We start from the raw sequence: 10909 nt of genomic DNA on the forward strand, positions 1-10909 counted from the left end.
TCTGTCAGGCGGGAAGCGCAGGTATCGTCCCGTCGTGCGTTCCTCGCGTTACGCGCACGATCTGGTGGTCATCAATGAGCCCTGAAATGCATATGAAGGGTCTATCCGCACAGCGGGAACCCCTGAAAATTGGTGTGGTATGTAGGGGTCTGCCACTCCGCCTAGCCCTGGTGGTCACGGCGCGTTGGAAACAGCTGCCCTCTGATCAATGATAGGGCTGTTGCGCTATCCACTATCTGATATCTGACAGATATCAGATAGCGCGGTGCTATCGCCTAGAGCGTTTGCGGCTATGCGTGCCCCCGAACGGAGGCCTGATGAGGCAGCGAGGAGAGAGGCGGACCAGAACCCGCCGTCATGGCTAAGCCGCGGCTCCTCGCCATGCTCACGACCTGCGGTCGCTGCGCGTGGCTGCGGTGCCGGCGCGCGAGCGCACCGGGCTTAACCCTGCCGCGGGGTCCCGGTGGCCGCAGCGCGGCGGAAGCAGACGCCCTCTGATCGATGAAAGGACTGTCACGCTATCTGATATCTGATAGATATCGGATAGCGCAATGCTATCACCTATAGTGTTTTCGGTTACGGGCATTGCCAAATGGGAGGCCCGCTGCGGCAGCGAGGAGAGAGGCGGACCAGAGCCCGCCGTCATGGCTAAGCCGTGGTTCCTCGCCATGCTCACGACCTGCGGTCGCTCCGCGTGGCTGCGGTGCCGGCGCGCGAGCGCACCGGGCTTAACCCTGCCGCCGGGCCCCGGTGGCCGCAGCGCGGCGGAAGCAGACGCCCTCTGATCGATGAAAGGACTGGCACGCTATCTGATATCTGGCAGATATCGGATAGCGCAATGCTATCACCTATAGTATTTTCGGTTACGGGCATTGCCAAATGGGAGGCCCGCTGCGGCAGCGAGGAGAGAGGCGGACCAGAACCCGTTGTCATGGCTAAGCCGTGGTTCCTCGCCATGCTCACGACCTGCGGTCGCTCCGCGTGGCTGCGGTGCCGGCGCGCGAGCGCACCGGGCTTAACGCTGCCGCCGGGCCCCGCTGGTCGCAGCACGGTGGAAGTGGACGCCTTTTGAGCGACGATAGGGCTATCTGATATCTGACAGATATCGGATAGCGCAGTGCTATCGCCTAGAGCGTTTGCGGCTATGCGTGCCCCCGAACGGAGGCCTGATGAGGCAGCGAGGAGAGAGGCGGACCAGAACCCGCCGTCATGGCTAAGCCGCGGCTCCTCGCCATGCTCGCGACCTGCGGTCGCTGCGCGTGGCTGCGGTGCCGGCGCGCGAGCGCACCGGGCTTAACCCTGCCGCCGCGTCCTGGTGCCGGAAATGGAGAAGGGAGAGAGAAAAGAAAATCTCGATCCCGGATCCTCTCCAATCACCGCACCCTCCCGCGCCACAGAGCGCTGGTGAGGTCCGGTCCTGCACGGATGCCAGCCGATGTCGAACGCCGATTTCCAACTCAGCCTGTTTGGCGATACCGCCCTTGATGGCAATGCGAACCTGTTCTGGGGTGAACTGGAAGGCGAAGAGGGCGATGCACCAGGCGCAGCGTTGCCTGCGGTCGAACCCCTCGTCATTCCTCAGACTGATTTCCGTCTCGCCGGTCTGCGTGGTCTGGCGCAGGGCTGGAAGGCGCGTGCCCGTGACAACATCGAGGCGATCAAGCTGGTCGCGACCCTCGAGCGCGAGGCCCGTAACGCGACGAGCGAAGAGCAGGCGCAGCTGAGCCGCTTCACAGGCTTCGGGGCAGGGGAGCTGGCAAACGCGCTTTTCCCTCGCGCCGATGAAGCCTATCGCGCGGGCTGGGAAAAGCTGGGTGCCGATCTCGAAGCCTGCACCACCGAGGCAGAGCGTAGTGCCCTCGCACGCTCGACCCAGTATGCCCACTACACCCCTGAAACGGTCGTTCATGCCATGTGGGACTTCATGATGGCGCGTGGCTTTACAGGCGGGTCCGTACTGGAGCCGGGTTGCGGGACAGGCCTGTTCGTCGCTTCGCGCCCTGAAAAGCTCGAGGGAAAGATCGCCTTCACCGGCATCGAGATGGACCCGCTCACGGCGCGCATCGCCGCGAAGCTCTATCCGAAGCAGTGGATCCGCGCAGAGGACTTCACCCGTGCCAAGCTGAGCACAGGCTACGATCTGGCGATCGGCAACCCGCCATTCTCGAACCGTACTGTGAGCCAGGCCGAGCCGCGTGACCTCAAGGGACTGTCGCTCCATGACTGGTTCCTGGCCCGCTCGATCAATGCCCTGCGCCCCAATGGGGTCGCGGCCTTCGTGATCTCGCGCCACACGCTCGACAAGACCGATGCCCGTGCGCGCACGCTCATTCATGAGGAAGCCGAGTTCCTGGGCGCCGTACGTCTGCCGGCCAGCACCATGCGCGCCGATGCCGGCACGGATGTGGTCGTGGATATCGTGTTCTTCCGCAAGCGCGAGATCGGCGAGATGCCCGGTGACGAGACCTGGCTGTCCTGCGTCGATATCGAGGGCACGAACATGGGGGAGGGGGCCCTGCGCATCAATGCGTGGATGGAAGCGCACCCCGAGCAGGTTCTGGGCTTTCATGGCTGGGCCAGCACGGCCTATGGCATGGACTACACCTGCGTCGCGCGCGACGGGCAGGATCTCGCTGACGCACTCCCCCAAGCCCTCGGCCGCATAGCACCTGCACTGCGTTTCCCGCCCGTGGCCGATAGCCGCATCGTGCGCCCTGCGAAGGAGACGCGCGAAGAGGGCGGCGACCTGCGTGAAGGCAGCTACTTCATGGAAGGCGGCATCCTGCATCAGATCGTCGGCGGGCAGGGGAGGGTGGTCGCCATTCGCAAGGGCGAGCAGAAGGAGGGCATCTTCCAGAAGCACGCGCGTATCATCGAGGCGATGATCCCCGTGCGCGATGCGACCCGCGCCGTGCTGCGGGCGCAGTTCGAGAACAAGCCGTTTGCCGGTCTGCAGGCGAGCCTCAAGCGTGCCTGGCTGAACTTCACGCGCCAGTTCGGCCCGATCAACCACACCAAGACGACAATCCGCGTCGACGCCGTGACCGGCGCCGAGAGCGAGACCCAGCGTCGCCCGAACCTGCAGACCTTCCTCGACGATCCCGATGTCTGGCTCGTGTCCTCGATCGAGCGTTATGACGAGGAGACGGATGCGGCCGAGCCGGGGCCGCTCTTTACCGATCGCGTGATTCAGGCGCCGTCCGAACCCGAGATCCATTCCGTCCATGATGCCCTGGCCGTGTGCCTGCATGAAGCCGGACGCGTCGAACTGCCGATCGTGGCCGAATTGATGGGGCAGAGCGAAGAAGCCGTGACGGCCGAGCTGGGCAGCAGCATCTTCCTCGAGCCAAGCCGCTCGAGCAATGGCCGTCCGGTATGGGTGACGTCTGACGAGTATCTTTCCGGTGCCGTGCGCACCAAGCTCGCCGAGGCGCGCGAAGCCGCTGCACGCGATGCACGCTACGCGCGCAACGTCTCAGCCCTCGAGGCCGTGCAGCCCGAGGATTTGCGTCCGAGCGACATTACCGCCCGTCTCGGTGCGCCGTGGGTTCCTGTCGAGGTCGTGACGGCTTTCGTGTCCGAGGTGATCGGCGTGGAAGCCCGGATCTACCACACCGCCGCCGTGGCCTGCTGGTCGATCGACAAGCGTGCCTTTGCCGGCCGCGCCGAGGCGACCTCGGGTTGGGGCACGGAGCGCCGTCATGCCGGCGAACTGCTGGAGGACGCCCTGACACAGGCAAGCCCGAAGATCTTCGACACCTATATGGAGGACGGGGTCGAAAAGCGCGTGCTCAATGCCAAGGAGACTGAGGCAGCCAAGGAGAAGCTCAGAGCGATCCGCACGGCGTTCCAGGACTGGGTCTGGCAGGATAGCGAGCGCGCCGACCGCCTCGTGCGCCTGTATAACGAGACCTATAACAATCTCGTCCCGCGCCTCTTCGACGGAAGCCACCTGCGCCTGCCGGGTGCCAGCTCGGCCATCATGCTGCGCGACCACCAGAAGCGCGTCATCTGGCGCATCATTGCCTCAGGGCGCACCTACATGGCGCATGCCGTGGGTGCCGGAAAGACCTTCTCCATGTGCGCGGCCGTGATGGAGCAAAAGCGCCTCGGCCTGATCTCCAAGGCGATGATCGTCGTGCCGGGGCACTGCCTGGCGCAAATGGCTCGCGAGTTCCTGATGCTCTACCCGACTGCGAACATCATGGTCGCCGACGAGACGAACTTCGTGAAGGCCAAGCGCCAGAGCTTTATCGCGCGTGCTGCGACGGGAAACTGGGACGCCATCATCATCACGCATGACGCCTTCAAGTTCATCCCGGTCGAGAGCAGTTTCGAGCGTGAGATGATCGAGGACCAGATCGCGTCCTACGAGGCCATCCTCGATAATGTCGATCCGGACGATCGCCTCTCTCGCAAGCGCATCGAGCGTATGAAGGAGGGGATGAAGGAGCGTCTAGAGAGCCTGCAGGGCAGCAAGGACGATCTGGTGCATCTCGGTGAGATCGGCATTGACCAGATCATGGTCGACGAGGCCCAGCAGTTCCGCAAGCTCTCTTTCGCGACGAACCAGTCCGACCTGAAGGGCGTGGACCCGAATGGCAGCCAGCGTGCCTGGGATCTGTTCGTGAAAACCCGCTATCTCGCCCGTAGCAATTCCGGTCGCGAGCTGATCCTCGCATCGGGATCCCCAATTACGAACACGATTGGCGAGTTGTTCACCGTCCAGCGCTTCATGGCGCTCAAGGATCTGCGCGCACGCGATCTCCACGAGTTCGATGCCTGGGCCGCGAATTTCGGCGAGACGCGCACCGAACTCGAGCTGCAGCCGAGCGGGCTCTACAAGCCCGTCACGCGTTTCACCGAGTTCGTCAACGTCGCTGATCTTATGGCCATGTATCGCCATTTCGCCGATGTGGTCCAGCAGGACGACCTGCGCCGCTACGTCAAACTGCCCGCGATCAAGGGCGGACACCGTGCGATCGTCGTCACGCCCGCCAATGACGACTTCAAGGCCTATCAGCGTACGCTTGCGTACCGGATCAAGGCGATCGAGGAGCGGGAAGGCAAGCCCCAGAAGGGCGACGATATTCTGCTCTCGGTCATCAATGATGCCCGACATGCCGCTATCGACCCGCGTCTTGTGGGCTGGGGTGCCAAAGAGTCCAGCAAGCTCGACGATCTGATCGCTCGCGTCCATCGCATCTGGGTCGACACGAGCGAGAACACCTATCGCGATCTGCAGACAGGAGAGACTGCGCCGCTTCCAGGCGCCGTGCAGATGATCTTTTCCGATCTCGGCACCGAAGCCGCGTTCGAGAAACGCGGGTTCTCGGCCTATCTGCATATCCGCGACGAGCTGATCCGTCTCGGCGTACCCGCCGATCAGATCGCGTTCATGCAGCATTACAAGAAGGCTGCGGCAAAGCTTCGCCTGTTTGGCGATCTGAACGCAGGACGCAAGCGCATCCTGATTGGCAGCACCGCCACCATGGGCACGGGCGTCAACGCCCAGGCTCGTCTGAAGGCTCTGCACCATCTCGATGTGCCCTGGCTCGTTTCTGACATCATCCAGCGCGAGGGCCGTATCGAGCGACAGGGCAACCAGCATGCCGAGATCGAGATCTACGCCTATGCGCAGGAAGGCTCGGTCGATGCGACCAACTGGCAGCTTCTCGAGCGCAAGCTGCGCTTCATCGCGCTCGCCATGTCAGGCGATCGCTCGATCCGTCGGATCGAGGACATCAACGATGAGGGCAACCAGTTCGCTATGGCCAAGGCGCTCGCCTCTGGCGATATGCGCCTGATGCAGAAAGCCGGGCTGGAAGCCGATCTCGCGCGTCTCGAGCGTCTTGCAGCCGCGCATTACGATGACCAGTTCGCTGTCCGTCGTTCGATCCAGACTGGCGAGCGTGAGCTGGCGTCCCTCGAGCGTCGGATCCCGGCCCTGGAGGCCGATCTCGCGCAGCGTGTGGAGACGCGTGGCGAGGCCTTTTCCTTCGAGGGGCCGCGGGGCGTTCTGGCCGAGCGCGAGAAAGCCGGGGCATGGCTTTTGTCCCAGGCGCGCAGGGTGGAGAAGAACCGCGAGGAAGGATCGTGGCGTCTCGGTCGCATCGGTGGTTTCGAGATCCTGCTCGAAGCAGCGCAGACGCGGTTTCTGGACGACGGAGAGCCGAAGATCGAGGCAGGCCTTGCGATCGCGTTCACGTCCAGCCCGTCCGAAGTGTCGTTCGATCGCGATACCAAGCCGCTTGGCCTGCTTTCGAAAATCGAGCATCGGCTCGGCCGCATCGAGACAGAACTGATGGAAACCCGCAAGGCGCGTGACGAGATCACCGCCCGTCTGCCGGCCTATCGCGCGCGGCTTGGCACGCCGTTCCGCGACCAGGCAGCGCTCGATGAGAAGAAGCGCGCTCTTGCAGATCTCGAGGCCGATCTGGCGGCCGACGCCGACGCCAATGCCGCATCGGGTGTGGGTGAAACCCCGATAGCCGCCTGAGGGAAGGAGAGGGGGTAGCTGACGGGATCGGCCCGCATCAATCGGTGGGTCCTCCCCATGCTCGCAAGCTGCGCGTGGGTCCGGTCCCGGCGCTTATGCGCCGCGACTGACCCGGATCGACCCATCAGCTACCGGAATGGTCAAGCGCAGAGAATAGAGCGCGAGACACAAGCCGGAGGCAGGACAATGTCTAAACAGAAGGCATCTCAGATAGAACGCGCCCTACTGATAGGGGCTGACTACATGGAACAGTTGAAGCGCTGTCAGGCACTGCGTCAGAAGGCGCTTCAACAGAATCTCGATCTTGTCTGGGATGCGATGCAGGCTGGAGCCGGTAAGCGGATCAGAGTGAACTATGACTGCCAGTACGCCGGGATTGATGCCCCTACGGTCAGCTTCGAGGGGACATCAGATAGCGTGCCATTGCCTGAAGCAATTCGCCTGCCTATAGCGGTCGATGCCATGGGCCTTCCCGCTCAGCTCGCTCCGATTTTCCCAGACACGCTGTCTGATGTTGCATGGCTTTGCGTGCAGATCGTCCTCGGTCGGTCCAAGCCAGGATGGAACGACGGGGCAGGCGGCTTCGGCGAAGCGGTTTTCGACCTTGCCACACGCGATCTTTCCATCTCGCACATCCATCGCATCGTCGAGCACGAAGCCTACACCTTCCAGGCCTGACCCCCCCCAAACCTACGAATGAAACCGCTCCTGCGCGCAGCGCAGGAGATGAGGAGACATGACCGTGACCAATGCGACACCCGAACTGCGCCTTGTGAATCCCAAGAGCCTCGTGGCCAATGATACGAACCCGCGCCGCACGCCGTCCTGCCACGAAGAGGACCGCCGCCTTGCACTCAACATCCAGATTGCCGGTCTCATTCACCCGCCTTTGGTCCGTGAGCAGGAAGATGGTTCGCTGAAAATCATCGCCGGCTCACGACGCGTTCGTGCGTGCATCATGGCCAAACTCACCGAGATCCCGGTTCACGTCACTGAGGCAGACGAGAAACTCGATGCGCTCATCGCCGGGTCAGAGAATATGATCCGGCAGGCCATGAGCGAACCCGATCAATGGGCGTTCGTGGTCAGGCTGCGCAAAGAAAAAGGGCTCAGCGACGCCCAGATTCGCAAGGCAATGATGATCACGCCGACCGACTTGAAACAGCTCGAACTGTTGTCTCGTCTGCACCCCCCCATTCTAGACGCTATTGCGCTTGGTCACGGACCCGAGGGTAAAGCGCGCGCAGCCATTGCGAAATCGCTGATCGAGGAACAGGAGGCCGCGTGGTGTGAAATGTGGTCCGACCATGTTCAGGACGGCGCTGACCCTGCCCAGTATCGTATGACGCAGGAAGAAGCGCAGGGCTGCGAGTGGATCGAGCTGGCACACGCCCTCTCCCATAACGAATTTTACGCGCGCGATGCCCGTTTTGGCGACGATCTGGCAAAGGAGCATGGAATCGTCTGGGAGGAGGATCTCTTTGCGCCCGCCGACCAAGACAACCGCTATACACGGGACGCCTTGGCATTTTCCGCTGCGCAGACCGCATGGATCGATAGCATGCTCGGCGAGGACAAGATCCGGATCGAGTGTAATGACAACGGTTATCCCCTTTTCCCGGATGGCTTCGGGAAGAGCCATTACGATGATACGACAGAAGGGCAGGCTTACGCGCTTGATCCTCGCACGCTGCTGGTGAAGGAGTGGAACTTCCGGCGATATGAGGTCGCCGCACCGTCTTCGACGTCAGACGCATACGCGCCTGCTCCCGTCGCCAAAAAGGAGCGTGCCGATATCTCGGGCACCGGCAACACGATGATAGGCGAGATCCGCACACGGGCACTGGATGAGGCGCTCGATGCGCAGGCTGCCGATGTCGATCCCTGGGACCTGATCGGCGCCCTCCTGCTCGCTTTGTCGAGCAGCAATATCCGCGTTGATGGCGATCGCTCCAGAGATTGTACCTATGCGAAGAACGCCAGAACCCGGGCACGCAGCGCACTCTTTCCTGAAGGCGTACTTATCCGTGATCCCGATCTGCTTCGCCAGCATGCGATCACAGTGCTGAAATCGATCTCGAATTGCGAGATCAGCATTCACTCCGGCAGCGGCCTTTCGGCTCAGCTGCTGGGCGTTCACTTCAATGCCGATGCGCATATGCCGAGCCTCGCGTTCGAGGAGTTCCTCAAGACCTACTCCAAGCCCGGTATCACCAAAGCCGTCCAGGCGCTCGGCCTGACCGAACAGGCAACTGGCAAGCTCATGCGTGCCAGCCTGATCAACCATGTGGGGCAGGGTCATTGGGTGCCGCCCGAGGCCGGGTTCGCGCAGGCCGTGGATGTCTGGCGCGCTCAGGCCGCCGAAGAGGCCAGACGCCTCGCTCGGTGGAATGATACCGACACGGATGACACGGATGCCGAAGATGAGGACCCGGGCGAGGACGTCACAGGCGACGACGCAGATGCGGTTGCCACGGAGATGATACCGCCCAGCGACCCCGTCGAGGACGAAGCTGCAGAGGCCGGGATCGTCCCGGAGAGGAAGACCGCCGATCCAACCCTCGCTGCCCTGTCGACCCGCTTGCGGGACAGCTTCGCGTCCACCCCTGCGGGGCGGAAGCATTTCGATGACCACGTGGAAATCATCTGCGTCTGACCCTCGAGCGCATTGGCCCTCCCTTGCGCAGGGCCAATGCAGATCGCGCCTCTCTTGAGGAGGGGCGGTCCCTGCTTGTTCCTATCACTTTGCCAAGCGCCCTCGATGGGCGCGGAGAAACGAGATGCCTTCAGAATATTCCCGGTATGAAGCTCGTGAAAGATCAGCTTTCGCCCAGAACCGTGAGACCCTTTTCGCAGCCCTCACCATGCAGGGGTGCCAGAGGGTCACGGTCGGCTACGAAGGAAGCAGCGATAGCGGCGGGATCGAGGATATCCGGATCGAGCCCGATACAGCGTCCCTCGAGCGCGAAGTCTCTATCCTCGAGGCCCAATGGAATAAAGAGACGCTCTCTAAGCGCACAGCCCCTTTGAAAGAGGTGCTGGAGGCGACAGCCATGCATCTCGTGTGCCGGGAACGTGACGGGTGGGAAAATTGCTCTGGTGGGGGCGGCGAAGTCACCTGGGACGTCGCCGGGAAATCAATATCGGTGGAGCATTACGATTACATCGAACACCGCGAGTATTCCTCCCACACCTATTGAGGCACCTGATCATGGCTCATCCCTATCACCACGCTCTTTCCTCGGTGAAAAAATGGGGCGGTCGCCCCGAGGATTATCAGGCGATCCATGACTGGTTTGACTGGTCGAAGGTTGTGATTGGTGATCTCAGACATCGCGCCCTGCGTCACCATGCCGAAGGATGCTTCGCCTGCGAGGCGCAGTTCGGTCACATAATCACCAACGCAGATGGGCGGATCGTCCCGGTCCGGCTCATCGCCGAACAGCATGTTCTCGAAGATCACGGTCGTATTCCGAGTTTTGCAGACTGGGCGCGGGCCATACGGCCTGAGCGCTGGATGGGTAATCCGCAACCTCTTGCGCATCTGGCTGAGGAATGGGCCGAGCAGGAGAGGAAAGGAGCTGGATAACCGCGTGCAGAAAATGAGGGGCGGGCCACAGCCGCCCGGTCGCATCAAGGGCGCAAGGCCCTTGACCCGACCCTGCGTCTGCGGCGGCCGCGAAGAGAAAGCCGAGAAAAGGGTTCCCGGCCGCAACTGAAAGACTCACTCATGCGTCCCGATTTCTCATGGTCTGATACTGTTCTGCTCGTCCCGATCTGTCGCGGCATGCCGTCGCAATGCCAGCCTGAAATCGAGGTGCATGCTGCCGAGCAGATCGTGGTTGCTGTGCCGATCTATCCGTGGACCATGACAGATCGCGCCCGCATCGAGCTGAATGACGCCGTCATAAACCTTGTGACCAGCGAGCCTGAACGATGCGCAGACCTTGGTTTGTACAGCGAGTGGACACGAGCGCTCGAGCCCACAATTACCGCATGCTATCCCGGTTCGCCCGCCGCAGTGGCAGACCCTCTTGCCTTGGAATCGAAATGCAATGCCGTGCCATGGCAGCTTGCCGATGATCCTGCGACCTATGGTGCGCAGGCAGGCCATTGGATCGTCGTGGATGGATCTTTGGATCAGGAGATCGACGAGGACATCTACCCGACCGAGGCCGTGGCACAGGAGGCAGCAGACCGGATCAACGCAGCAGATCCGTTGACCGAACAATATCACCACTGGTTCGCGCTTCACTTGCCCGAAAGCTGGGATATCGCCGCACTTGTGTCCTCTGTGGATGGCTCCCTTGTTGCAAGAGAAAAATGACACACTGACGTTGATCAGGAGCAGTCTTCTGTCCGGCCTGTTTGCGCAGTCGGTTTTGGACTGCTGGCCCTGATGGGTTCCGC

6 protein-coding genes are annotated in these 10909 nt (G+C 62.1%); all 6 read left to right on the forward strand.

All coding sequences use genetic code 11. The features are described from left to right. Positions 1 to 1435: 1435 nt before the first annotated feature. The 6 genes from ACWNRM_RS14415 to ACWNRM_RS14440 all read left to right on the forward strand — a co-directional run bounded on the left by ACWNRM_RS14415 (position 1436) and on the right by ACWNRM_RS14440 (position 10826). Positions 1436 to 6499, forward strand: a complete 5064-nt coding sequence (locus tag ACWNRM_RS14415; RefSeq protein ID WP_485171392.1) for a DEAD/DEAH box helicase family protein — start codon at positions 1436 to 1438, stop codon at positions 6497 to 6499. A gap of 243 nt (positions 6500 to 6742) precedes the next feature. Continuing rightward, on the forward strand, positions 6743 to 7177 hold the full coding sequence (locus ACWNRM_RS14420) for a DUF6878 family protein (RefSeq protein ID WP_485171393.1): 435 nt from the start codon (positions 6743 to 6745) through the stop codon (positions 7175 to 7177). A gap of 58 nt (positions 7178 to 7235) precedes the next feature. Then, a complete protein-coding gene (locus ACWNRM_RS14425; protein WP_485171394.1) occupies positions 7236 to 9155 on the forward strand; it encodes a ParB N-terminal domain-containing protein in 1920 nt (639 codons plus the stop codon). A gap of 124 nt (positions 9156 to 9279) precedes the next feature. Beyond that, positions 9280 to 9699 (forward strand): DUF6878 family protein, encoded by a 420-nt coding sequence (locus ACWNRM_RS14430; RefSeq protein ID WP_485171395.1) that lies wholly within the window; start codon positions 9280 to 9282, stop codon positions 9697 to 9699. A gap of 11 nt (positions 9700 to 9710) precedes the next feature. Next, positions 9711 to 10088: a DUF6915 family protein gene (locus tag ACWNRM_RS14435; protein ID WP_485171396.1), complete on the forward strand. Its 378-nt coding sequence runs from the start codon at positions 9711 to 9713 to the stop codon at positions 10086 to 10088. Between the two features lie 141 nt (positions 10089 to 10229). Next, complete coding sequence (locus ACWNRM_RS14440) at positions 10230 to 10826, forward strand: hypothetical protein (RefSeq protein WP_485171397.1); 597 nt, start codon at positions 10230 to 10232, stop codon at positions 10824 to 10826. Positions 10827 to 10909 lie beyond the last annotated feature (83 nt).

Source organism: Asaia sp. A2, from assembly GCF_057319415.1.

Excerpts from the sequence above, each read along its gene's own strand:
- ACWNRM_RS14415 (WP_485171392.1), top strand. The coding sequence starts at position 1,436 with ATGTCGAACGCCGATTTCCAACTCAGCCTGTTTGGCGATACCGCCCTT.
- ACWNRM_RS14420 (WP_485171393.1), top strand. The coding sequence starts at position 6,743 with ATGGAACAGTTGAAGCGCTGTCAGGCACTGCGTCAGAAGGCGCTTCAA.
- ACWNRM_RS14425 (WP_485171394.1), top strand. The coding sequence starts at position 7,236 with ATGACCGTGACCAATGCGACACCCGAACTGCGCCTTGTGAATCCCAAG.
- ACWNRM_RS14430 (WP_485171395.1), top strand. The coding sequence starts at position 9,280 with ATGCCTTCAGAATATTCCCGGTATGAAGCTCGTGAAAGATCAGCTTTC.
- ACWNRM_RS14435 (WP_485171396.1), top strand. The coding sequence starts at position 9,711 with ATGGCTCATCCCTATCACCACGCTCTTTCCTCGGTGAAAAAATGGGGC.
- ACWNRM_RS14440 (WP_485171397.1), top strand. The coding sequence starts at position 10,230 with ATGCGTCCCGATTTCTCATGGTCTGATACTGTTCTGCTCGTCCCGATC.